General features: G+C 61.8%; 18 protein-coding genes. 11 read left to right on the forward strand and 7 right to left on the reverse strand.

The features are described from left to right. Positions 1-42: 42 nt before the first annotated feature. From oxyR to R2E40_RS16870, 4 genes are all read right to left on the reverse strand, one after another. A complete protein-coding gene (gene oxyR, locus R2E40_RS16855; protein WP_318163953.1) occupies positions 43-939 on the reverse strand; it encodes a DNA-binding transcriptional regulator OxyR in 897 nt (298 codons plus the stop codon). 155 nt (positions 940-1,094) lie between these two features. Then, positions 1,095-2,735 (reverse strand): methyl-accepting chemotaxis protein, encoded by a 1,641-nt coding sequence (locus R2E40_RS16860; RefSeq protein WP_253628139.1) that lies wholly within the window; start codon positions 2,733-2,735, stop codon positions 1,095-1,097. A gap of 222 nt (positions 2,736-2,957) precedes the next feature. Further along, a complete protein-coding gene (locus R2E40_RS16865) occupies positions 2,958-3,593 on the reverse strand; it encodes a DsbA family protein (protein ID WP_253628140.1) in 636 nt (211 codons plus the stop codon). Between the two features lie 80 nt (positions 3,594-3,673). Beyond that, positions 3,674-4,534 carry a Vmh family MBL fold metallo-hydrolase gene (locus R2E40_RS16870; protein ID WP_045527849.1) on the reverse strand — a complete coding sequence of 287 codons (861 nt, stop codon included), beginning with the start codon at positions 4,532-4,534 and terminating at the stop codon, positions 3,674-3,676. 126 nt (positions 4,535-4,660) lie between these two features. On the opposite strand from R2E40_RS16870, the gene R2E40_RS16875 reads away from it, so the two are divergent. Beyond that, positions 4,661-5,560: a LysR family transcriptional regulator gene (locus tag R2E40_RS16875; protein WP_253628141.1), complete on the forward strand. Its 900-nt coding sequence runs from the start codon at positions 4,661-4,663 to the stop codon at positions 5,558-5,560. An 82-nt stretch (positions 5,561-5,642) separates the two neighbouring features. On the opposite strand, the gene R2E40_RS16880 is transcribed toward R2E40_RS16875, so the two are convergent. Continuing rightward, on the reverse strand, positions 5,643-6,419 hold the full coding sequence (locus R2E40_RS16880; protein WP_253628142.1) for a BPSS1780 family membrane protein: 777 nt from the start codon (positions 6,417-6,419) through the stop codon (positions 5,643-5,645). 176 nt (positions 6,420-6,595) lie between these two features. Here R2E40_RS16880 and R2E40_RS16885 point away from each other — a divergent pair, with 176 nt between their 5' ends. Both R2E40_RS16885 and R2E40_RS16890 read left to right on the forward strand, forming a co-directional pair. Then, positions 6,596-7,450, forward strand: coding sequence for a hypothetical protein (locus R2E40_RS16885; RefSeq protein ID WP_253628143.1), 855 nt, complete (start codon positions 6,596-6,598; stop codon positions 7,448-7,450). Positions 7,451-7,493: 43 nt separating this feature from the next. Next, positions 7,494-8,318, forward strand: coding sequence for a M23 family metallopeptidase (locus R2E40_RS16890; RefSeq protein WP_253628144.1), 825 nt, complete (start codon positions 7,494-7,496; stop codon positions 8,316-8,318). A gap of 77 nt (positions 8,319-8,395) precedes the next feature. Here the strand turns inward: R2E40_RS16890 and R2E40_RS16895 are convergent, their stop codons facing one another. Then, the gene (locus R2E40_RS16895; RefSeq protein ID WP_318163954.1) at positions 8,396-9,730 is read right to left on the reverse strand and encodes an MATE family efflux transporter; all 1,335 of its coding nucleotides are present in this window, start codon (positions 9,728-9,730) and stop codon (positions 8,396-8,398) included. A gap of 155 nt (positions 9,731-9,885) precedes the next feature. Between R2E40_RS16895 and mscM the strand changes: the two genes are divergently transcribed. The 7 genes from mscM (at position 9,886) to frdD (ending at position 19,822) form a co-directional block, all read left to right on the forward strand. Beyond that, positions 9,886-13,164, forward strand: a complete 3,279-nt coding sequence (gene mscM / locus R2E40_RS16900; protein WP_318163955.1) for a miniconductance mechanosensitive channel MscM — start codon at positions 9,886-9,888, stop codon at positions 13,162-13,164. 22 nt (positions 13,165-13,186) lie between these two features. After that, positions 13,187-13,906: a glycerophosphodiester phosphodiesterase gene (locus tag R2E40_RS16905; RefSeq protein WP_318163956.1), complete on the forward strand. Its 720-nt coding sequence runs from the start codon at positions 13,187-13,189 to the stop codon at positions 13,904-13,906. A gap of 125 nt (positions 13,907-14,031) precedes the next feature. Further along, positions 14,032-15,909: a methyl-accepting chemotaxis protein gene (locus tag R2E40_RS16910; RefSeq protein ID WP_042065018.1), complete on the forward strand. Its 1,878-nt coding sequence runs from the start codon at positions 14,032-14,034 to the stop codon at positions 15,907-15,909. 517 nt (positions 15,910-16,426) lie between these two features. Then, positions 16,427-18,211, forward strand: a complete 1,785-nt coding sequence (gene frdA, locus R2E40_RS16915; RefSeq protein WP_011706984.1) for a fumarate reductase (quinol) flavoprotein subunit — start codon at positions 16,427-16,429, stop codon at positions 18,209-18,211. Further along, positions 18,204-18,938 (forward strand): succinate dehydrogenase/fumarate reductase iron-sulfur subunit, encoded by a 735-nt coding sequence (locus R2E40_RS16920; protein WP_011706985.1) that lies wholly within the window; start codon positions 18,204-18,206, stop codon positions 18,936-18,938. Before frdA ends, R2E40_RS16920 begins: the two co-directional genes overlap by 8 nt. A 16-nt stretch (positions 18,939-18,954) precedes the next feature. After that, positions 18,955-19,353: a fumarate reductase subunit C gene (locus tag R2E40_RS16925; protein WP_005298336.1), complete on the forward strand. Its 399-nt coding sequence runs from the start codon at positions 18,955-18,957 to the stop codon at positions 19,351-19,353. A gap of 112 nt (positions 19,354-19,465) precedes the next feature. Continuing rightward, the gene (frdD, locus tag R2E40_RS16930; RefSeq protein WP_011706986.1) at positions 19,466-19,822 is read left to right on the forward strand and encodes a fumarate reductase subunit FrdD; all 357 of its coding nucleotides are present in this window, start codon (positions 19,466-19,468) and stop codon (positions 19,820-19,822) included. Positions 19,823-19,966: 144 nt separating this feature from the next. On the opposite strand, the gene R2E40_RS16935 is transcribed toward frdD, so the two are convergent. Further along, positions 19,967-20,665 (reverse strand): DAPG hydrolase family protein, encoded by a 699-nt coding sequence (locus R2E40_RS16935; protein WP_318163957.1) that lies wholly within the window; start codon positions 20,663-20,665, stop codon positions 19,967-19,969. Positions 20,666-20,758: 93 nt separating this feature from the next. Between R2E40_RS16935 and R2E40_RS16940 the strand changes: the two genes are divergently transcribed. After that, positions 20,759-21,400 carry a TetR/AcrR family transcriptional regulator gene (locus R2E40_RS16940; RefSeq protein WP_042065014.1) on the forward strand — a complete coding sequence of 214 codons (642 nt, stop codon included), beginning with the start codon at positions 20,759-20,761 and terminating at the stop codon, positions 21,398-21,400. Positions 21,401-21,448: the final 48 nt, after the last annotated feature.

Raw genomic sequence — 21,448 nt, forward strand, 5'->3', positions numbered from 1 at the left:
CGCCGGTTTTCTTTTTTATGGCCTTGTAGTAGCGATGCGCAGTTAGCCAAGTAGGCTCTGCATCAAGCGCGAGATACGAGCGGCCAACTCGTTGAAACAGGGCCGGCGCACCGAGTAGTGGCGATAGAGCAGCGCTATGGTGCGCCCAGGCACGGGGTCTATCACAGGTCGATAGCTGACGCCTCCCTCTTCGGCATTGGCGGGCACGGCAAGCCTGGGCACCAGCGTCATGCCGCTGCCAGCAGCCACCATGTTGCGCAGCGTCTCCAAACTGGTGCCCTTGAAGCGCTGATCTTCGCCGATACCGGCGGCGAAGCAGAATCCCATCGCCTGATCCCGCAGACAGTGGCCATCTGCCAGCATCAGCAACTTCTTGCCCTTGAGATTGCTGAGCGGCACCGCCTTGGCCTTGGCCTCCGGGTGCTGCTGGGGCACCGCCAGCCACATGGGTTCCTTATAGAGCGGGATCGAACCAAACCCGTCCATGCCCTCCAGCTCGGCCAGGATCAAGCAATCCAGCTCCCCCTCTTCCAGCCGCTTGAGCAACACCTGGGTCTGCTCTTCATAGAGGTAGAACTCCAGCTTGGGAAAGTGCTCGCGCAGATCCTGAATGATATGGGGCAGCAGGTAGGGGCCGACGGTAGGAATGAAGCCGATGTGGATTTCACCGGACATGGGCTCGGCAAAGTGCTGGCCGATGCTCTTGAGCTCGCGCACCTCTTTGAGCACCTTGCGGGCCTGCTGGGCCATGGCATCACCAGCCGGGGTAAACAGCACCTTGCGCGAGGTACGCTCGATCAGGATCACCCCGAGTTCATCCTCCAGCTTGCGCAGCTGGCCGCTCAGGGTCGGCTGACTGACGAAGCAGCGCTCCGCCGCCTTGCGAAAGTGCTTCTCCTCTTCCAGCGCCACCAAATACTCGAGATCGCGAAGGTTCATACATCCAGAATCCTGCCAACCAATGGGGCCATTAGCATGCCCAAGAACGGCGGAGCGAACAAGGGATGGTGCAAGAGGGAGAGTCGGCAGGCCGATAAAACAAGACGGGCCCGGATCCAGGATCCGGGCCCGCAGCAGCGAGCATCCAACCCGCCTTACACCCGGAAGCGGCGCACCATCTCCTGCAACTGGGTCGCTAGGTGATTGAGGTCGTTACAGGCCTGTGCCATCTGGGTTGCACCGGCGGCCACTTCCTCGGAGGCATGGCTGATATTGACCACATTGCGGTTGAGCTCTTCACTCACCGCTCCCTGCTCTTCGGTGGCGGTCGCAATCTGGATATTCATGTGGGAGATGCTCTCCACCGAGCCGCTGATCTCGGAGATGGATGCCCCCGCCTCCCGCGCCGTGCTCACGGTGGAATTCATCATGTCCTGGCTCTGCTGCATGGTGGTGCCGGCCTGCTCGGCCCGCTGCTGCAGTTCGGCGATGATGGTGTTGATCTGGGAGGTGGAATCCTGAGTCCGCTTCGCCAGGGTACGCACCTCGTCGGCCACCACCGCAAAGCCGCGGCCCTGCTCGCCGGCCCGGGCCGCCTCGATGGCGGCGTTGAGCGCCAGCAGGTTGGTCTGCTCGGCGATCCCGCGGATCACCTCCAGTACCATGCCGATGTTGCGGCTGTCGTCGCCAAGCTGACGGATTACCACGGCGGTGCTCTCGATGGCACCGGCCACCTGCTCAATACGCTTGATGGAGTCGTTGACGGTGCGAGCCCCCAGTTCGGCAGTGCTGCTGGCGGCACTGGCGGCACTGGCGGCGTCGCTGGTGTTGCGGGACACCTCCTGCACCGTGGCCTGCATCTCATTCATGGCAGTGGCCAGCTGATTCAGCTCGTGCTGCTGGCTGTTCATGTTGTTGGCGGATTGGCGCGCCACCGCGCTGATCTCTTCGGCTGCCGAGCTCAGTTGCACCACGGAGCCGGAGACTTCGCTGACCAGGGTGCGCAAGTTCTTCTGCATCTCGCCAAAGCCCTTGGCCAGTTGCCCCAGCTCGTCGTTGTTGAACTGGCTGGCGTCAAGATGAGCCGCCAGATCGCCGGCTGCTACCTTGCGGGTCTGTTCCAGCATCGCCATCACCGGGTTGCGGATCTGGCCGGTCAGCAGCCAGGCCACCACCACCACGAACAAGACGGTGATAAGGCTCACCACGATACTCATGGTGCGCGAGCTGCTGTAGAGGTCGGCAACTGCCTTCACCATGCTGTCGGCAAGCTCGTTGTTGATCTCGCGCAGGCGATAGGATTTGGCGCCAACTTCTTCCAGGGCGATCCGGGTCTCGTTCTTGCGCAGGCTCTTCACTTTTTCCAGATCGCCGCTGGCAAAAGCCGCAATCAGCTGCTCGTGTACCGAGAAGTACTTGGCACCAGCGGCCAACAACGCCTCGTAAGTCTGCTTCTCCTCATCGGTGCTGAAGGGCAAGGAGCCATACTTTTGCGCCGCCGCGTCAAACTCCTGCTTGGCCTTGTTGAAGGTGACGGTGCGTTCGCTCACCTCCTGGGCATCCTGGTTGAGGCCGCCAATCACCTGCGCCAGCTCGGAGCGACGGGCATCGAGAATGGCCACGTGCATCTGGCTGGCATAGCGGGTCGATGGCAACAGGTTGCCCGAAATGGTGGCGGTATCCGTGTAGAGACGGGACAGCTGAGTGATGGAGAACCACGCCAGTCCCACCACTAGCAGGGCCAATACGGCAAAACCGGCGCTCAACTTCTGACCTATAGACATATTTTTGAACATGATTGGTATCCTTGGCGGCTAGACGCAAGCCTGCAGAGCCGAGCTCCCAGACTATCCCCATAGAGCATAGCGCGATGATCGCAAGCGGATGATTTTCAAACTGTCCGCTACTGAATATATCGTCTCGCCTGGGGATAGCATGAGCGCCGGACAGGTAGGAAAAATCTGCAACGAGCACCTCGGGCGCTGCACATCTGCCACCGGATACTGCCTGCTGTTCGCTCAACGACTCATCATGAGCTGGAGCTGGCGAGCAAACGCCTGCGGTTCACCCAGGAAGGAGGAGGCGGACAAGGGGGTGACTTTGTCGCCCTGCACCAATCCCAGGGTCGGGTAGCCCTGCCCGCCGAGACGGCGCATCCAGCGCTGGCTGTCGGCCAGATGACTCGCCAGGTCGGCCTGCTGGTAGGCCTTCACGAAATCATCCGCGCCAATGTTCTGCTCCGCCGCCAGGCTGGTCAGATGCTCGAGCGAACCGATCCAGATGCCATCGCGATAGTGGGATTGCTGGATGCGGTGCAGCAGGCTCAGACCGTTGCCACCCAGAGCCGTCACCGCCAGGATGGCGCGGATGGGCTGCTCCGAATCGAGCAGTAGACCATCGCGCAGCAGCAGCTCGTTGAAATAGCGCTCGCCGAAAGGCTGGCCGGTCAGCGCCTGGATCCGCTCGTCATGGGGACGGACGTAATCGCGCAGGGCCTGGCCCATCGCCTGCCTGCGCCCGCCAAGCCAGAGACCACCGGCGTGCAGCTCGATGCGCAGTTCCGGGATGGCAGCCGCAGCCTTCAACAGCGGGGCGGCGCCGTAGCACCAGCCACAGAGGGGGTCGTATACATAATGCAGAGTCGTTTCGTTCATGTGATTCACTCGTTCATTCGGCTAAAAAAACCGGGCCCTCGGGCCCGGTAAAAAAACACAGGGAAGTAGGCGTCAGGGGTTTACCACTTCATCTCGCCGGTGTTGACCTTGGCACCGATGGCCAGACCGTCGTCGACCGGCAGGGACGGGTAAGCCTTCTTCAGTGCTTCAATCAGCTGGCCGGAGTTCTTGGCTTTGGCCAGCTCCTGCTCAAAGCGCTCTACGTAGTCACGGGTGAAGGTCACGGCTTCAGTACCTTTGGGCGCAGTCCCCAGGAAGTGACCCGGCACCACGCGCTCGGGCTTCAGCGCCAGCAGATTGTTCAGCGCCTTGACCCAGTTGCTGCGAGCAGCCTTGGTCTGGCTGTCAGCCATCCACACGTGCACGCCGCTGTAGACCGGTACGCCACCAAACGCCGTCTTGATGGAGGGTGCCCACAGGTAGGCATTCGGGGTGTTCATCTCTTTGATCTCGATCTTCTCACCATCCAGGGTCAGATGGCTGGCCGTCATCACTTGCGGCACGGTCAGGCTCTTCGGTGCACCCTTGCCGAGGATGGGGCTCCAGTAGCTCAGCTTGGCGTCCTTGGTCTGGTTGATATGGTCGACCACATGCTGGTCCGCCAGCACCTTGACGTCCGGGAAGGCTGCCTTGATGGGTTCCAGACCGAAGTAGAAGTCGGGGTCACCGGCACTGATATAGACGGTGGTCAGCTTCTTGCCGCTCTTCTTGATCATGTCCACCAGCGCCTGGCCGTTTTGTACGTCGAACTGGGCATCGATCAGGATTGCTTCTTTGTCGCCGGTCACCAAGGAGGAGGAGACCGGGAAGATTGCCTTCTCGCCCGGGTTGTAGACGGTCACGGTGAGCGGGGCGGCCATGGCGGCACCGCTCAGCAGGGTGGTGGCCAGGGTCAGGTTGCGGATCAGGGTGTTGTTCATCGGGTATTCCTCATCAAGTCATCAGGGGTTCATCAGATGGACACAGTTTATTGGATCAATTCTGGTACAAATACAGCATAATAAGCACATCACTGTTGCATTAATCGAGCATATAGAGAGCCTGAGATGGATCGACTGACCGCATTGCGGGTCTTTGTCAGCGTAGTCGAACAGGGCAGCCTGAGCGGCGCCGGGGAGAAACTGGAGATGTCGCGCGCCATGGTGACGCGCTACCTGGCGGAGCTGGAGCAGTGGATGGGGGCACGGCTGCTGCACCGCACCACTCGCCGGCTCAGTCTGACCGGCCCTGGGGAAGAGGCGCTGAACCGGGCCCGCGCCATGCTGGCGCTGGGGGAAGAGATGGAGCAGATCGCCGTGCGCGGCGACGAGGCCCCCAAGGGGCAACTGCGCATCACCAGCAGCTATTCACTCTCGGAAGCCCTGCTGGTGGGCGCCGCCAACGACTACCTGGCGCGCTATGCGGGCACCGCCATCGACATCCTGCTGCTGGACCGCACCGTCAACCTGGTGGAGGAGCGGATCGATCTCGCCGTTCGCATCACCAATGACCTCGACCCCAATCTGGTGGCCCGCCGGCTCGGTACCTGTCACTCGGTGGTCTGCGCCAGCCCGGCCTATCTGGCCAGACACCCGACCCCGCACAAGGTGCAGGATCTCGCCCTGCACAACTGCCTCACCTACACCTATTTCGGCAAGAGCCTGTGGGAGTTTCAGGGACCGGACGGGCCCGAATCGGTACCGGTAAGCGGCAACCTCAGCGCCAACATCTCCAACCTGCTGCTGGAGGCGACGCTGGAGGGCGCCGGCATCAGCCTGCAGCCACGCTATTCGGTCCAGCCTCACCTCGACACCGGTACCCTGGTACCGCTGCTGGCGCAGTGGCAGCCCAAGCGACTCGGCGTCTACGCCGTCTACGGCACCCGCAAGCAGATGTCACCGCTGTTGCGCAGCTTCCTCGACTTTCTGGTGGAACGCATAGCCGTCGACCCCATGTGGCGAGAGTAGTGGCGGGAACAAGAGACAACGCAAACATGCGAAAGGGGCCAGCAGGCCCCTTTCGCGCATATGTCACACCAGTCCGCGGGCGTCAGGCTTCGAAGCCGGTCAGCGAAGATTCGGCAGGCGCCTCCTGCGTCACGTCCAGATAGATATCCCGGTAGGCCACATAGATGGAGTAGTTGAGCGCCGGGATCACCACCAGCAGACCCACCAGCATCAGCGCCGCGCCGAACAGCATCAGGATGGCGGCAATCAACCCCCACCAGAGGAAGGGCCACATGTTGGTCAGGCAGCCTTTGAAACTCAGTTTGGCGGCCTGCAGGATCCCCACGTCGTGGAAAAAGATGAGGGCGGGGGCGAAGGTGATGGCCATCAGCACCGGGATCAGCAGTGCCAGCCCCAGCAGCAGACAGAGCAGCAGCCCCTGGGCCTGGGCCGCCGTCACGACCAGAGATTCGGGATCCTGGGTCAGCAGGGAAGTGAGTCCCCACATGGAGAGCAGCCCCAGGCAGATGAGGCCGATCAGGCTGAACAGGGCCAACACCAGCAGACCCCCCAGCATCAGTGGGGTCAGCTTGTGGCGAAAACCGGAGAAGAAATCGGCGAAGCGCAGCGGGTTGCCTTCATAACCGTGACGGGCCACCGCCACCCAGCCGGCGCCCCAGACCATGTAGAGCAGCTGGGAGATGAGGCTGCCCGCCGGCAGACGCTCCAGCAGCAGGCCGACCGCAAACCAGATGAGGACCATGGCGACACTGACCCCCATCCCCTTGTTGAAGACATCGAAACCGGATCGCACCCAGACCCAGCCACGCCCGATGGGGTGACGAGCAGGTTCTGCGCGCAGGGGGGACAATCCATTCATAACATTTCCTCGGTTCAAAACGGCTGGTTGCCGATTCTAGAGCCATGGGCCGACCGACTCAATGGCGGGTCACCACCGAGGCCGGTTTTGCACGTCATGGCTGCTTGTATCAGACGTTACGGTTATCATAAGAGCCCCCTTTGCAAGGGGCATTCACTTATTCAAGAGAATCCAAGATGCGTACATCTCACCTGGCGCCAATTCTGCTGGCCTCCCTGTTGCTCAACCTCTGGCAGTGGCAGGCCGACCCTGTCGCACCTCAGCCGGGATCCGACACCGCCAGCCCCGCCAACAGCCCGTCACAATGCGATGCGGCCACCAGCCAGAACAGCGGCCAGAGCACCGGGCAGAGTCTGCTGGCCAAGCTGCCTGGCAAGGGAAGCCAGAACGAGCCCGCCCCCGCCCAGGAGGTGCTGCCTCCCAATCCCGAGCTGGAGGCCGCCATCAGTCAGTGGAGCCAGTCGAGCGAAGGCTCCGTGCTGATCGAGCGGCTCTATGACGCCGAACAGGGCAGCCAGCTCACCACCGTCTTCGACCGGCTCGACATAGTGGAAGACGTGCGCGCCCAGGTCCAGGAGCAACTGCGCGAGCTCTATCGCCTCGGTTTCGACCATCCCGATGCCTATGAGCAGGAGAGCCAGCGCATCTGGGGCAACCTCAGCAACCTGCTGGGGGAGGATACCCGCACCCGGCTCGAACAGGAGATCTACTCGGGCGATACCAACCGCCTGCTGGAGATCCAGGGTCGCCTGGCGGAGCACGGCGAGCTGCTGGCACCGGCCCAGCGCCAATCCCTGACGCGTCTGCTGAGCGAGGCGAACCAGCAACTGGCCCAGCAGGAGAGCGGCGATGCCGGCACCTATCTGGAGAATCAGCGAGCCTATACCCAGCGGGTGCTGGAGAGCAGCCGCAGCTTCCTCAATCCGGATCAGCTCAAGGTCGTACAAGACATGCTGGAGCTGGACCTGGTGCGCCAGGAGGTGTCGGTCCAGATGGAGGCCATCTACCAGCGCTTCCAGCCAGCGTCCTGATTTCGTTACCGTTTCGTTTTAGTCAACCCAGCCTGGAATCATCATGAGAGTCGTTTGTTGTCTATTGTTGCTGCTGGCCAGCCAGTCCGCCCTCGCCGAGGGCTTCATCAGTCGTCTGCTCAACCACCCGGTGCCGGGGGGCGTCGCCGTGGTGGCGCTCGGCAGCGAGGCGCAGGCCCCGACCGCCCGCTATCAGGGCAAGCCGGTACTGGTAGTACGTGAAGAGGGCAAGCGCTGGATTGCCATCGTCGGCATCCCCCTCAAGAGCCAGCCCGGCCCCCATCAGCTGCAGGTGAGTGATGGCCGCACCCTCGGCTTCACGGTCGGCACCAAGCACTACCGGGAGCAGCACATCAAGCTCAAGAACAGCCGTCAGGTCAACCCGCTGGCCGAAGACATGACCCGCATCAACCGCGAACTGGCGGAGCAGACCCGTGCCTACCAGACCTTCAGCACGGCCCAGCCGAGCAACCTGCTGTTCGACAAACCGGTGGACGGGCCGCTCTCCAGCCCGTTCGGACTGCGCCGCTTCTTCAACGGCGAGGAGCGCAACCCCCACTCCGGCCTCGACTTCGCGGTCGGTGCCGGCACCCCCATCAAGTCGCCGGCGGCGGGCAAGGTGATCCTGATCGGCAACTACTTCTTCAACGGCAATACGGTGTTCGTCGATCACGGTCAGGGCCTCATCAGCATGTTCTGCCACATGTCGAAGGTCGACGTGAAGCTGGGCCAGAGCCTGCCCCGCGGCGGCATCGTCGGCCGGGTCGGCGCCACCGGCCGCGCCACCGGTCCCCACATGCACTGGAATGTCAGTCTCAACGACGCCCGTGTCGACCCCGCCATCTTCATCGGTGCCTTCAAGCCCTGAGGTCGGTGACCTGTCAGGGGCGCTCAAAACGAAAAAGGCAGCCTAGGCTGCCTTTTTGATGGCCGAATGACGACATATCAGGCTGCGGCGTGCAGGCGCGCCTCCTTGCCCATGGCCCGCCACATCACCAGCACCAGCAGGGTGCTGCAGGTGGGCAGCGCCAGCCAGACGCCGGATACCCCCCACAGGGAGGAGAAGCCCCACAGGAAACCACCGATCAGCACCAGCTTGCCGCCGGTGAGCAGGGAGGCGATTCGGGCACGGTTGATGGCCTGGAAGTAGGTGGCCCCCACCAGCAGCAGGCCTTCCATCGGCAAGCCCCAGAAGTAGAGCCAGATGCCGAGGCTGGCCACCGGCAAGAGGGCTGCGTTGTCCCCGGCAAACAGGTAGACCACCCCCTCCGGCCACAGATAGAGCGGCAGCATGCCGCACAGAGCCACCAGCAGGGTCACCCCCAGCGCCAGGTTGCGCACCCGCAGCACCCGCGCCCAGTTGCCCGCCCCGGCGTTGAAGCTGGCGATGGGCTGGATGCCCATGGCGATCCCCTCGAAGATGAGATAGAAGAAGGCCTCGCTGTAGCTGATGACGCCGTAGGCCGCCACGTGCAGCGAGGTGCCCACCGCCAGCAGCGCCTTGTTGTGCAGCGCCAGTACCACCGACAGATAGAGGTACATCAGAAAGCTCGACACCCCGAGTCGCAGCGTTTCCCCCATCAACCGCCAGTCGGGTCGCAGGGTGTCCCAGCCAATGCGCAGCTGGCTGCGCGGGGTGAAGAAGTGCCACAGACAGAGGCCGCCGGTCACCGCCTGGGAGAGCATGGTCGCAATGGCGGCTCCCGCCAGCCCCCAGGGGATCACCGCCATCAGCAGGTAATCGAGCAGCACGTTGAGCACGCCGCCCCCCACCAGGATCCAGGTGGTGAGGCCGGGTCGTCCGTCGTTGCGCAGCAGGGCGGTAAACGCCATGGAGAGCACCGCAAACACCCCGAGCCAGGCATACCACTGCAGATAGGCGAAGCCGGCGTCAAAGATCACCCCCTCCGCCCCCATCCAGATCAGCATGGCCTCGCCGTAACGGATGCCGATGAAGGCGAGCAGCCCAGAGGCAATGAGCACCATCACCAGCGCATTGCCGACGATGTGGCGGGCCCTCGCCTGCTCCCCCTTGCCCAGATAAAACGAGGCGAGCGCCGAGGAGCCCATGCCGATCAGCGCCCCCACCGCATAGAGCACGGCGCAGATGGGGTACGCCAGCATCATGCCGGCCAGCCCGTCCTGACCCAGAATATGGCCGACGAAGATGCCGTCTATGGTGACATAGATGCCGGTGACCAGCATGGCGGCCACGGTCGGGGTGACGTAGCGCCAGAACAGGCGGGAAAGAGGGGCCGTGCCCAGATCGACTGCGGACATAAAATGCTCAACGGAGGGAAAAACGGCCAGAATAATAGCCAAAGCGGGCCGGGAACGCCCGTTATTTATGTTACAAATCATTAATATGGAAAACTTTACCCGCCCCGGCCCCTGCTTTAGGCTAGGGCGACCTCACCTGAACGGAAACGTGCGCCATGTTGCAACGCCTGCTCTGCCTGCTGCTCTCTCTCACTCTCCTCATTCCCCTTGCCCAGGCCGATGACGCCATCACCCAGGTAGAAGAGCTGCTGCAGAGCGTGCCCAAGACCGACACCCCGGAAAACCAGAAGTTGCGGGAAAGTTACCAGCAGGCGCTGCAGTTTGCCCGGGAGGCCCAGCGTTATCGCGAGCAGGGCAAGGCCTATCAGCAGATCCTCATCGACTATCCCAAGGAATCGGCCCGCCTCAAGGAGAGCCTGCACAACTACCAGCCCCAGCCTCGCCCGGCCCTCTCCTCCCTGAAGGAGGAGGCGCTGCGCCAGGCCATCGGCCTGAGCAGCAACCGCCAGCTCAACCTGCGCAAGGAGCGCCAGGGGGTGATGGACAGCCTCAACCAGCTGGAGAGCACCGGCCAGGAGTATCACCTGCGGGTCGACGAGCTGCGCAAACAGTTGCAGCAGACCCGCGCCCTGCTCGACCGGCTCAGCTTCAGCAGCGAATCGGACCGCCTGCAGGATGCCCAGCAGCTGGTCACCCGTCTCAAGGAGCAGAGCCTCTCCGACCGGATCCAGATGCTGGAGCTGGAGCAGCTCTCCGCCCAGCAGCGCAACGATCTCGGCAAGCTCAGGCTGCAGGAGCTCAACCTCGCCATCACCGACGAGGATGAGTGGCAGACCAGCCTGCTCAACCAGCAGAACCAGCTGCGCCGCGACAAGACCGAGCAGGCGCTGGCGGAGAGCGAGCGGCTGCGCAAGCAGCTCACCTCCGACATGCCGCTGTTGCTGGAGCAGCAACAGCAGAACCAGGCGCTCTCCATCCAGCTCGGCGCGCTGGAGGATCAGATAGAGCGGGTACAGGATGAGCAGCGGGTGATCGACAAGAACCTGTCGAGCCTGAACGACCTGGTCAACTCGGTGCGCGAGCAACTGGAGTGGCTGCAGATCAGCAACGCCTACGGCGAGAACCTGCGCAGCAAGCTCTCGGATCTGCCCGCCTACTTCCCCCTCGACAAGCTGGAGTCGGCCATCGTCAACGCCCGCATGGCCAAGTACCAGTACGAGACCGAGCAGGACGCGCTCAAGGATCCGCGCCAGATGCGCGATCAGCTGCTGGCCACCGACGAGGTGGCCCTCGATCGCGCCCAGCAGGCGGTGCTCGACAACCTGCTCAAGGCCCGTCGCCAACTGCTGACCCGGCTCAACGATGCCTCCGACAGCCTCATTCAGGAGCAGACCCGGCTCAAGCTGCTCTACAGCCGCCAGAACAGCAAGATCGACGAGATCCGCGAGCTCAGCGCCAGCCACCTGTTCTGGATGCCGGACGTGCGCCCGCTCACCCCGGCCGTGCTGCTCGGGGTACCGGCGGCCCTCGGCCTCGCCCTCAACCCGGTCAACTGGCTGCAACTGCCCCAGGCCATCGCCGAGAACAACCCCATCACCCTCACCTTCGCCGGCATCGGCATCCTGGTGCTGGCCTGGTGCTGGTTCAAACTGGCTCGCCACCTGACCCACTACAGCCAGCACATAGCACCCCGCATCGGCAAGGTGACCCAGGACAAGTTCAGCCTCACCAGCCGGCTGCTGATGCGCTCCCTGCTGGCCTCCCTGCCGCTGCCCGCCATGGTGCTGATGGTGCGCGGCCTGCTCGACGGCGCCTGGCAATATCCGTTCGCGGTGGCGGTGGCCCGTGGCCTCGGCGAGATCTGGTTCCTGCTGCTGGCACTCTTGATGGCCCGTCACCTCACGCTGGAGAAGGGGATCCTGATCCTCCATTTCCGCTGGCAGAAGGAGCGGGTGCAGAAGGTGTGGAGCCAGTTTCGCACCCTCTTGCTGGTGATCATCCCGAGTTTCTTCGTGCAGGGCATGGCCAACAGCTATCAGGAGCACGCCTTCTACGACTCCCTCGGCCGACTGGCCTTCATCGTCGGCGCCCTCTGGCTGCTGCTGTTTTTCGCCCGCCTCAACCGGGAGCGGCTGCCGCTCACCTGGGGCCAGGCCGACATGACCAAGCCGCACCTGCTGCACCACTTCATCTGGAACAGCCTGATGCTGGCCCCGCTGCTGGCGGTGATTGGCTCCCTGCTCGGCTACTTCTATACCTCCCGCATCCTGTTGCGCCAGCTGGAGCTGAGCCTGCTGATGGGGCTGGGCTGCCTGCTCGTCTACTACCTGGCGCACCGCTGGATGCTGATCCAGCGCCGCCGTCTCGCCTTCGAGCGGGCCAAGAGCAAACGGGCCGAGATCCTGGCCCAGCGCGGCCGGGAAGAGGGGCATGACGAGCTCAGCTCCGAGATCCCGGACGTGGTGGAAGACACCGAGCTGGATCTGGATACCATCAGCGCCCAGTCGCTCGGGCTGGTGCGCACCCTGCTGATGCTGGGCTTCACCATGCTGGTGGTGGTGCAGTGGTCCGAACTCAACTCGGCGTTCAGCTTCCTGCGCAGCATCGAGGTGTGGCAGGTGAGCAGCAAGATTGGCGGCATCGAACAGCTCTCCGCCATCACCTTGCAGGATCTGATGCTGACGGTGTTTACCTTCATCCTGACCGTGGTCACCGCCCGCAACCTGCCGGGCCTGATGGAGCTGACTCTGCTCCAGCACCTGAGCCTCTCCCCCGGCACCGGCTTTGCCATCACCACGGTGACCAAGTACATAGTGCTGGTGGTGGGGGCGCTGACCGGCTTCTCCATCCTCGGCATCGACTGGTCCAAGGCGCAGTGGATGGTGGCGGCCCTCTCCCTGGGTCTGGGTTTCGGGCTGCAGGAGATCTTCGCCAACTTCGTGTCGGGCCTCATCATCCTGTTCGAGAAACCGATCCGGCTCGGCGACACCGTCACCATTCGCGAGCTGACCGGCACCGTCACCAAGATCAAGACCCGCGCCACCACCATAGTGGACTGGGACAGGAAGGAGATCATCGTCCCCAACAAGGCCTTCATCACCGAGCAGTTCATCAACTGGTCGCTGTCAGACGCCATCACCCGGGTACGGCTGCGCATCCGCATCGGCCTGACCCAGGAACCCAGAAAGATACAGACCATTCTGGAAGAGTCGATCAGAGCCTCGACCCTGGTGCTGGAGACCCCCTCCCCCGAGGTGTTTCTGATCGAATTCACCGACTCGGCGCTGATCTACGAGATCCGGCTCTACGTGAACAGCATGGATCACCGCATGCCCATCACCCACGAGGTCCACTCGCTGGTACTGGAGAAATTGCAGCAACAGGGGCTGGGGCTGCCGCACCAGCAGATCGACATTCGTCTGAGCCGGGCCTGAGCAGGCACCACAGGAGTACATCATGCAGATCATTGCCCATCGCGGGGCCAGCGGACTGGCACCGGAAAACACCCTCAAGGCCATCCGGCTGGCTCTGGCGCTGGGCGCCGGGGCCATCGAGATCGACGTGCAGCTGGCCGACGGCGAGCTGTGGGTGTTCCACGACCGGCGGCTGGAGCGCTGCACCGACGGCGGCGGCGTGTTGACGGCCCAGTCGCGCGCCTATCTGGCGAGCCTGGATGCCGGTGAGGGAGAAGGGATCCCGACCCTGTGGCAGGTGATGGAGGCGATTGCCGGCCAGGCCGAGCTGCATATCGAGCTGAAAGGAGCGCAAACAGCCGACGAGGTGGCCCGACTGACCCGGCGTGCCGAGGCAGAGCTTGGCTTTGCACCCACGCAGTGGGTCGTCTCCTCCTTTCATCACCCGGAGCTCGCCCGCTTTGCCGCCCTGCGCCCCGACATCCGGCTGGGGGCGCTGACTTCCACCATTCCCCTCACCCTCGCCAAGTTTGCAGCCGAGCTGGGGGCCTGGTCGCTCAACTGCGACGTGGATTTTGTCGATCAGACGCTGGTGCAGGATGCCCACGACCGCGGGCTCAAGGTGCTGGTCTATACGGTCGATGAACCCGCCGATCAGGCGATGCTGGCCGCCATCGGCGTCGATGGCATCTTTACCAACCGACCGGACCGCTTCCTGCCGCCGGCCAAAAACGGACTCATTGTGCCAGGGGGAGTTCGATAACCGCTGATTTAAGCTATAAATTTAAAGGCGCACCGGGATACAAAAAGTTCTACTTTGGCCGATACAGTGTTGGCCCATAACAATAAAACCACACATCGCAGACTGACGCTCACAAGGATGTAAACATGAACTTATCCATCAAGAACAAGCTTGTCCTCGCCATCGGGGTCATTATCCTGGTCATCACCGGCCTGCAGGTCTGGTACAACACCACCCAGCTGAGAAGCGAAACCCAGCGCCTGATCTGGAGCTTCATCGACGACAGCTCGGCTGCCAATGTGAAAGGTATCTCCCGCTGGCTGGATGCCCGCATCAGCATGGTCACCTCCACCAAGGAGGCCTTCGCCAAGGAGGACGAACCCATCAGCCATCTGGCCCAATCCATGAATGCCGGCAACTTTGACCTGGTCTACGTCGGCACCAAGGATGGCAAGATGATCCAGAGCAAGCCGACCGATCTGCCGGCCGGCTATGACCCTCGTCAGCGCCCCTGGTACAAGGACGCCATGGCCGCCGGCAAGCTGGCCATCACGGCCCCCTACGCCGACATCACCACCGGCCAGCTGATCATCACCATCGCCGAGCCCTTCACCCGGGGCAATACCCAGGGGGTCATCGCCGGTGACGTCTCCATCGACGCCCTGGTACGCGATGTGCTGGCCATCAACTCGGAAGGGACCTACGCCATCCTGGTGGACAGCAATGGCACCATCATTGCCCACCCGGACAAGGAGCTCGCCCTCAAACAGGCGACCGCCATCTCCCCCGAGCTGACCGCCGCCAAGGTCAACGAGCTGGCCCATGACAACACCATCTCCGAGATGGAGATCAGCGGCAAACCCAGCGTGTTCGACCTGACCGAGATCCCCAACACCAACTGGTATTTCGGCATAGTGGTGGATGAAGCAGTCGCCTATCAGTCCGTCTCCCGCATGGTGACCTCCGCCCTGCTGCAAGGTCTGCTCACCATCCTCATCGTCGCCGGCTTCTCCTATGTCGCCATCAACGGCTCGCTGGCCCCGCTGAAAACCCTGGGCGAAGCGATTGCCGATCTCTCCCGCGGCAACGGCGACCTGACCCGCCGCGTCAAGATCGAGCGTGAAGACGAAGTGGGTATCGTCGCCAAGCACGTCAACACCTTTATCGACCGGATCCACGTGATGGTGCAGGACATCTCCAACTCCTCCGGACAGCTGAACCAGCAAGCCAAGTCGTCCCACAACATGGCGGAAAAATCGAGCCAGGGTCTGGCGCGCCAGCAAAACGAGATCTCCCAGATCGCCACCGCAGTACACGAGATGTCCGCCACCGCGGTGGAGGTGGCCAGCAACGCCGAGCAGACCGCCGATGCGGCCCGCAGCTCTTCCAGCAGCTGCGAGCATGGCAAGCAGGTGATCGCCCGCAACCAGCGCTCCATCACGGATCTGGCCACTCAGGTCAAGCAGGCCTCCGGCATCATTCAGGAGCTGGAAAAGAACGCCCAGGAGATCAACACCATCCTCTCCACCATCCAGGGCATCGCCGAGCAGACCAACCTGCTGGCGCTGAACGCCGCCATCGAAGCGGCCCGGGCCGGTGAACAGGGTCGCGGCTTTGCGGTGGTGGCCGACGAGGTGCGGGTGCTGTCCCAGCGTACCCACAGCTCCACCGTCGAGATCCGCAGCATGATCGAAACCCTGCAGCGCAACACCCAGGGCGCCGTCAGCACCATGCACGAAGGTCAGTTGCTAGCCCAGAACAGCGTGGAAGATGCCAACGATGCCACCCAGGCACTGGAGCAGATCACCGCCTCCATCAACCAGATCTCCGACATGGCCACCCAGATCTCCAGCGCCGCCGAGGAGCAGCGGGCGGTGACCGACGAGGTCAGCCGCAACATCCAGGCGGTCAAGGACGTCTCGGACGAGCTGGCGGTCGATGCCGACAGTTCGCGCCATCTGTCTGAACAACTTAAAAATATTTCAGGTGAACTGAGCAATCAGGTCGGCATGTTCCGGATCTGATCAACCGAAATCAAAGGGGCCACTCAGGCCCCTTTTTTTATGAAAAAATGCTTTTGTTTCAATAGTTATTACCACATCAACCATCGGGACAATGGGGATGAAAATCCCCATACGAAGCGGTATCTCGTCATAAAGTAACGCATCAAGGCCGACATTCGGATTAGTTTTTTGAACTAAAGCACAGCATTGTTCTATCCGTGAATAATTCTTATTAAATATTTTTGATAAAAAACTTAAAAACTTTATGGGTAATACCTAAAAAGAGAGGTGTTTCTCATTTTTTTGAAAGAAAACTACGTATAATCCTGAGCTTAAAATAACCATAGCAATGACAGCGGCTGATACCGATAACTGAAGGATGGCGATAATTACGGCGTTTTCATCCAAGGAATGGGGTGATTTTGATAAAAGTCACCATTGCCAAGCACTAAAACAAACCAGTTTGACTTGCATCAAGCCTGAATTTTTTTCATAGAGCAAAATCGTGCCCAGCAAATCTATCCCTAAGGAGGCAGATGTGGATATTATCAAGACCGATGTCGCCATCATCGGTGCTGGTGGCGGTGGCCTGCGTGCCGCAATCGCCATAGCAGAAGCCCACCCGGAGCTGGAGATCGCCCTGATCTCCAAGGTCTACCCGATGCGTAGCCACACCGTGGCCGCAGAAGGCGGTGCCGCCGGTGTCGTCCGTGATGATGACTCCCTCGAAAACCACTTCAACGACACCGTATCCGGTGGCGACTGGTTGTGTGAGCAAGACGTGGTCGACTACTTCGTCAACAATGCCACCAACGAGATGATCCAGCTGGAGCACTGGGGTTGCCCCTGGAGCCGCAAGCCGGACGGTAAAGCCAACGTGCGTCGTTTCGGCGGGATGAAGATCCCCCGCACCTGGTTCGCGGCGGACAAATCCGGCTTCCACATTCTGCACACCCTGTTCCAGACCTCCATCAAGTACCCGACCATCAAGCGCTTTGACGAGCACTTCTGCATGGATCTCATCGTGGAAGATGGCCGCGTCCAGGGCGTATTGACCTTCGACATCCAGAACGGCATCACCCGCTTCATCCAGGCCAAATCCGTCATTCTGGCCACCGGTGGCGCCGGCCGTGTCTATCGCTACAACACCAACGGCGGCATCGTCACCGGTGACGGCATGGCGCTGGCCTACCGCCACGGCGTGCCGTTGCGCGACATGGAGTTCGTGCAGTACCACCCGACCGGCCTGCCGGGTACCGGCATCCTGATGACCGAAGGTTGTCGTGGTGAAGGCGGCATCCTGCTCAACAAGGATGGCTACCGCTACCTGCAAGACTACGGTCTGGGCCCGGAAACCCCGGTCGGCCAGCCGAAGAACAAGCACATGGAGCTGGGCCCGCGTGACCGTCTCTCCCAAGCCTTCTGGCAGGAGCAACAAAAAGGCCGCGTGATCCAGGGCCCGATGGGCGATGTGGTTCACCTCGACCTGCGCCACCTCGGCGAGAAGTACCTGAAAGAGCGTCTGCCCTTCATCTGCGAACTGGCCAAGGCCTACGTGGGTGTGGATCCGGTGAAAGAGCCGATCCCGGTACGTCCGACTGCCCACTACACCATGGGCGGCATCGAGACCAACGGTCAGTGCGCAACCCGCATGCCGGGTCTGTACGCCCTGGGCGAGTGTGCCTCCGTCGGTCTGCACGGCGCCAACCGTCTGGGTTCCAACTCTCTGTCCGAGATCGTGGTATTCGGCAAGGTAGCCGGTGAGCACGCCGGTGAGTTTGCCAAGACCCAGCAACACGGCAACACCCAGGCGCTGGCCGCCAAGGCCGAGGCGCTGATCAAGCAGCACCTCTCCCTGCTCGATATCGACGGCACCGAAAACCCGGCCGATATCCGCAACGAGTTGGGCATGTCCATGGAAGCCGGGGTCGGTATCTACCGTACCGAAGAGCTGATGCAGGGCACCATCGACAAGATCAACGAGCTGAAAGCACGTTACAAGAAGATCAAGATCAACGACAAGTCCTCGGTCTTCAACACCGACCTGCTGTACGCCATCGAACTGGGCTACATGCTGGATGTGGCCGAAGCCATGGCGCACTCCGCCCTCAACCGGAAAGAGTCCCGCGGTTCCCACCAGCGTCTGGACGGTTACGAAGAGCGTGATGACGTGAACTTCCTCAAGCACACTCTCTCCTTCTACAACGGTGAAGGGGCCCCGACCATCGATTACTCCGATGTGAAGATCACTAAATCCCAACCGGCGAAACGCGTGTACGGTTCCGAGGGTGAGAAACAAGACGAGGCTAAGAAGAATGGCTGAGATGATCGAAATTGAAATCCTGCGCTACCGTCCCGAGCAGGATAACGAGCCCTGGATGCAGACCTTCCAGGTGCCCTACCTCAAAGAGATGTCCCTGCTGGATGCACTGCAATACATCAAGGATCATCTGGACTCTACCCTGAGCTTCCGCTGGTCCTGCCGGATGGCGATCTGCGGCTCCTGCGGCATGATGGTCAACGGCATTCCCAAGCTGGGTTGCAAGACCTTCCTGCGCGACTACCTGCCGGGCAAGATGACCATAGAGCCGCTCAACAACTTCCCGATCGAGCGCGATCTGGTGGTCGACATGTCCGACTTCATCGAGAAGCTGGAGAGCATCAAGCCGTACATCATCCCGGCCGAGCCGCGCAGCCTGTGCGACGGCGAGTACACCCAGACACCGGCTGACATGGCGAAGTATCACCAGTTCTCCATGTGCATCAACTGCGGTCTGTGCTATGCGGCCTGCCCGCAATATGGCATCAACAAGAAGTTCACCGGTCCGGCAGCACTGGCGCTGGCCTATCGCTACAACGCCGACAACCGCGACAGCGCGTCCAGAGAGCGGATGAAGATCATCAGCCAGGACGAGGGCGTCTGGGGTTGTACCTTCGTGGGCTACTGCTCCGAAGTGTGCCCGAAAGGCGTGGATCCGGCGGCGGCCATCCAGCTTGGCAAGGTCGAGAGCGCCAAGGACTACATGATCGCCATGTTCAAGCCAGATTGAGATCAGGAATGAGACCATGAACAACACCAATAGCAAACGTAAGCCTTACGTCCGCGAAATGAAGAAAGACTGGTGGCTGAAGAATGCCTTCTACACCGGTTACATGATCCGCGAAGGCACCAGCATCTTCGTCTCCATCTACGCCGTCGTGCTGATGTGGGGTCTGTTGCGGCTGGTACAGGGTCAGGAGGCGTTCAACGGCTGGCTGGAATCCCTGCAAAGCCCGATCGCCATCCTGTTCCATGTCATCGCCCTGGCAGCCTGCCTGTTCCACGCCAAGACCTGGTTCGCACTGGCCCCGAAAGCCATGCGCATCTTCCGTGGCGAAGACCTGGTGCCGGAGAAGCCGATCGTCATCGCCCAGTATGTGGCGCTGGCGGTGGTATCCCTGCTTGTCCTGATCATCGTGGCCTGAGGAGAAAACCATGAGACGTTCTGACGAACCCAGTTATTGGTGCCTGTTTGGTGCCGGGCTGTCACTCAGAAACGTTGGCCACGATCTCTCAATCATGATTTGAGGAAAAAATATGAGACGTTCTGACGAGCCTATATACTGGGGACTGTTTGGTGCCGGTGGCATGGTGGTTGCCATGCTGCTGCCGGTCATTGTCCTCATCACCGGTCTGCTGGTGCCCATGGGCATCATGGACGTGGAGACCATGAGCTACGAACGCGCACTCGAGTTCGCCAGCTCCTGGTGGGGTGCCTGCATCCTGCTGGTGATCATCGCCCTGCCCATCTGGCACGGCATGCACCGCATCTACCACGGTCTGCATGATCTGGGGATCCACACCACCAAGCTGCACCACTATGTGTTCTATGGCTTCGCCTTCCTGGTGTCCGCCATCACTCTGGGTCTGCTGATGGTACTGGTATTCCAGTAAGCGCATCCTGACGCAATGACAAACCGGGCCAAGTGCCCGGTTTTTTTATGGCCCCTCGGCGGCTCACGCCACAGCCCGATAACGGGCATGCTCCCTAGCTGTGCCAAGGCACCCAGCAACGTTCAATGCCAACTGTCAGCCCAGTCACCAGAGGCGCGGCGCCGGTTCACGGCCGTTTTCCGCGTAGTAGAGCGACGGCAGAAACTGCGCCAGATAGCTGAACTCGCTGTAGCAGTGGCGCATCAGATTGAAGCCTACCTCGTCCGGCACCTCGTCAAACCGATTGGCGCAGGCCTTGCCCAGCAGGAAACGACTGCGCAGCACACAGCCATAGGAAGTATCGCGCGCCAGGTGCAGCATCTCGCCATCCAGCGGCGCCCCCTGCTCATCCAGCGCCACCTCGTCGCCAAAACCGATGCGGGCGCAGATGGCGGCAGAGAGAGCCTGCGTCTCCCGCGCCTCCTGCAGCGGCTGCGGCGCGAACACCTCTTCGGCGCCATGGAACTTGAGGCGGGCCGCCACCGGTGGCAGCTCGGCAAGCCACTCCACCGCCGCTATGCTGGCCCCCACGTAGCGCTCCCCTTTTTTCCAGTGATGATCCCAGCCCCGGTGCTCGACGTGGTCGTGCGGGTGCCACCACCTGATGTGCTGGGTCGTTTCGAAGAAGGTGAACCACCAATCCAGCATGCGCCCCTTGCAGCCGTGCAGATCGGTGCGGATGGCGACCGTCAGCAGGCCGTCTGTGCTGCGGGTCAGGCCCATTTCCAGGCGCAGCGGCTGCGGCCTGAGCAACTCATTGATGTCATTGACGCCCCAGGGGGCAAACAACGGGGAAGTATCCATGATGAGACTCCAAAAAATTAGGAAACGAATTTCGTTTCCTAATTTAAGCTATGCCTGTATGCTGGGTCTGTCAATGCTTTCCAGGAGTCAATCATGTCACAGCAAACCGATGAAGAGACACGCTCTCGAGGCCGCCCGCTCACCCCGGAAGCCGACCTGCGCGCCGCCCTGGCCGAGGCGACGCTGACCTTGTTGCTCAAGGGGGGCTACGGCGCCGCGACCGTGGATGCGGTGGCCAAACAGGCGGGGGTAGCCAAGAAGACCCTCTACCGCTTTGCTGCCAACCGCGACGATCTGGTGGCGCAGGCGGTGCGCAGCTGGACCGATGCCTTTCAGCCGGCATTCGAGCAGGATGCAACCCATCCCGAGGAGCTGGGGAAAATGCTGGAGCAAGGCTTGCAAGCCATTGCCAGACAGGTGTTGAGCGCGCAGGCGGTGGGCATGTTCCGGCTGCTGCAGCATGAGTTCGCGGGGCGCGATGCCCTGCTGGCGGCCTATCAGGAGAACGGCATTGCCCGCGGCAGGGCGACCCTGGCCATCTGGTTGCAGCGCCAGCAGCAACTGGGCTGGCTGCGCGAGCTGGACACCGCCCAGACCAGCGACCTGCTGCTGGCGATGACCATGGCGGAGCCGCTGCGCCAGATGGCGCTCGGCTTGCTGGCACCGGGCAGCGACATCCGCGCGCGTATCGCCGCCGCCGTAGCCCTGGTTCTGCCCGGTCTGGTGCGAGAGTAAAGCCCCCTCGGCAAGAAGGCTGCACCAGGGCAACGGGCGAGATGACAT

This window comes from Aeromonas sp. CD (genome assembly GCF_033349375.1).
Lineage (GTDB): Bacteria > Pseudomonadota > Gammaproteobacteria > Enterobacterales > Aeromonadaceae > Aeromonas > Aeromonas hydrophila.

What these genes read in the sequence shown, in the direction of transcription:
- R2E40_RS16905 (WP_318163956.1), top strand. Translation starts at nt 13,187, where the DNA reads ATGCAGATCATTGCCCATCGCGGGGCCAGCGGACTGGCACCGGAAAAC.
- R2E40_RS16885 (WP_253628143.1), top strand. Translation starts at nt 6,596, where the DNA reads ATGCGTACATCTCACCTGGCGCCAATTCTGCTGGCCTCCCTGTTGCTC.
- mscM (WP_318163955.1), top strand. Translation starts at nt 9,886, where the DNA reads ATGTTGCAACGCCTGCTCTGCCTGCTGCTCTCTCTCACTCTCCTCATT.
- R2E40_RS16925 (WP_005298336.1), top strand. Translation starts at nt 18,955, where the DNA reads ATGAACAACACCAATAGCAAACGTAAGCCTTACGTCCGCGAAATGAAG.
- oxyR (WP_318163953.1), bottom strand. Translation starts at nt 939, where the DNA reads ATGAACCTTCGCGATCTCGAGTATTTGGTGGCGCTGGAAGAGGAGAAG.
- R2E40_RS16865 (WP_253628140.1), bottom strand. Translation starts at nt 3,593, where the DNA reads ATGAACGAAACGACTCTGCATTATGTATACGACCCCCTCTGTGGCTGG.
- R2E40_RS16860 (WP_253628139.1), bottom strand. Translation starts at nt 2,735, where the DNA reads ATGTTCAAAAATATGTCTATAGGTCAGAAGTTGAGCGCCGGTTTTGCC.
- R2E40_RS16910 (WP_042065018.1), top strand. Translation starts at nt 14,032, where the DNA reads ATGAACTTATCCATCAAGAACAAGCTTGTCCTCGCCATCGGGGTCATT.
- R2E40_RS16895 (WP_318163954.1), bottom strand. Translation starts at nt 9,730, where the DNA reads ATGTCCGCAGTCGATCTGGGCACGGCCCCTCTTTCCCGCCTGTTCTGG.
- R2E40_RS16890 (WP_253628144.1), top strand. Translation starts at nt 7,494, where the DNA reads ATGAGAGTCGTTTGTTGTCTATTGTTGCTGCTGGCCAGCCAGTCCGCC.
- R2E40_RS16880 (WP_253628142.1), bottom strand. Translation starts at nt 6,419, where the DNA reads ATGAATGGATTGTCCCCCCTGCGCGCAGAACCTGCTCGTCACCCCATC.
- frdD (WP_011706986.1), top strand. Translation starts at nt 19,466, where the DNA reads ATGAGACGTTCTGACGAGCCTATATACTGGGGACTGTTTGGTGCCGGT.
- R2E40_RS16940 (WP_042065014.1), top strand. Translation starts at nt 20,759, where the DNA reads ATGTCACAGCAAACCGATGAAGAGACACGCTCTCGAGGCCGCCCGCTC.
- R2E40_RS16875 (WP_253628141.1), top strand. Translation starts at nt 4,661, where the DNA reads ATGGATCGACTGACCGCATTGCGGGTCTTTGTCAGCGTAGTCGAACAG.
- R2E40_RS16935 (WP_318163957.1), bottom strand. Translation starts at nt 20,665, where the DNA reads ATGGATACTTCCCCGTTGTTTGCCCCCTGGGGCGTCAATGACATCAAT.
- R2E40_RS16920 (WP_011706985.1), top strand. Translation starts at nt 18,204, where the DNA reads ATGGCTGAGATGATCGAAATTGAAATCCTGCGCTACCGTCCCGAGCAG.
- R2E40_RS16870 (WP_045527849.1), bottom strand. Translation starts at nt 4,534, where the DNA reads ATGAACAACACCCTGATCCGCAACCTGACCCTGGCCACCACCCTGCTG.